The sequence below is a fragment of the Lacticaseibacillus yichunensis genome (genome assembly GCF_003946405.1).
GTDB classification, from domain to species: domain Bacteria; phylum Bacillota; class Bacilli; order Lactobacillales; family Lactobacillaceae; genus Lacticaseibacillus; species Lacticaseibacillus yichunensis.
Window position 1 is genome coordinate 1 of sequence record NZ_RHOG01000069.1, and the last position, 1,499, is coordinate 1,499.

The 1,499-nt window shown below is 47.4% G+C and carries 1 protein-coding gene; it reads right to left on the reverse strand.

Annotated elements, in window-relative coordinates; all coding sequences use genetic code 11:
• Positions 1 to 14 precede the first annotated feature (14 nt).
• On the reverse strand, positions 15 to 1,433 hold the full coding sequence (locus EKM95_RS11540; RefSeq protein ID WP_048482185.1) for an IS5 family transposase: 1,419 nt from the start codon (positions 1,431 to 1,433) through the stop codon (positions 15 to 17).
• Positions 1,434 to 1,499 lie beyond the last annotated feature (66 nt).

The window sequence follows — 1,499 nt, forward strand, 5'->3', positions numbered from 1 at the left end:
TAGTGGCTGTTCAACTAGGCCACCATATTCTTGGTGCTGGTAGTAAATTTGTACCGGAAACGATAGGTTTGCCCGTCGTTCGTAGTTGAAATTAAAATTGGTATAGCAAACACTCTCAAGAATGTCAGGGCATTGCTTAATACCATTGCCTGATCAATCTTGACGGCTAATGACTCAGCTGTTCGGGTATTGACTAAGTCCAAGCCTACTGACCCTTTGAGAAAGGCAAATCGGCGTTCAATGGCACCGCGTCGATTCTCTGCGTCCGTATCCTGGCGACGTTTCTTGGCATCAACGTGTTTTGGTTTTGCGCCAAGTTTTGGGCCACAGATGATGATACCTAGATCTTTACACAACTTGCGATTGTCGCGGTTGCGGTAAAGTGTATCCGCCAATACCTCATCTGGGTAATGGCCATGCAAATCAAAGTAATGATCCAAGGTCGCTTCAAAGTCCTTACTTTCATTGAAAGCACTAAATTCAAAGCGCTCAATATCAACGATACCTTCGCTTAATGAAGCGTCGATTTTGGCACCAAACTCAACTTTAGCTTTCGCCTTACCGCGCTGGATCGGTCGAATATAAGGCTGTTGGAGACTAATAATGCGGTCTGCGACATGGTGAATATTGTGTGTAAACATGTGCCACTGTTGGTCAAACAAGATTCGGATGACACCCAATCGTACTGCTTGCTTGGCGGTTAAGATCGCTCCGGCATCGATGAATTCGTTGATGTAGCGCAAATCACGGCGGACATATTGAAGTTGGGCTTTGACTTGCTTGTGAACGGATTGTTTTTGGCTCTTTGGATGGCGTGAGAAAGCCGTCCAAACTTGTTTGGCCTCACGCTTGTACATGCGTGGATTTGGAACATTCAGTTGATGCGCCATGTCAATGGCCATGTCTTCAAGATTCTGGCGGGCTTGATTGAGCAGCGAAGTGTCTTGAGGATAACGGATTTTTACCGGGATCGCTGTGGCATCCGTGATCATGACGTCAACTTTGAACGGCACCACCGCTTCGATCTTGGCACGAAGCCAATCATTGATAATGTTTCTGACCAGTTCAGAGATATCCGCGATCCGCTTGCGGAAGGTACACAGGCTGGTGTAGGCGAAGGGTTTCTCTGCTCGGTATTCTGAAAGTCCGATGAAGTACTGATAAGCCGGCGTGTCTCGAATGGCGTCAACGACACCGCGATCGGTTAGTTTCATTCGATTCTGAATCAGTCCAGCGCCATAAAGCATCCGAAATGGCTTGGCCGCTCGCCCAGTACTTTTCTTGGAAAACTCCAATTGGTATGCCTCATCCAGTTCTTTCCACGGGAAAATATCGGCCAAGCGCACCCACTCGTTATCTGGACTGAGCGGTGTGCTCAGGCCGCAACCAAAGGATTCAAAAGAGAGTTGGTGGGGACTTTGACGATAAACCATGGATAAAACCTCCGAGTGAATTTCGTAAATGCACGGGAAATGTCTGAAAACCGGAATTTCGTATGC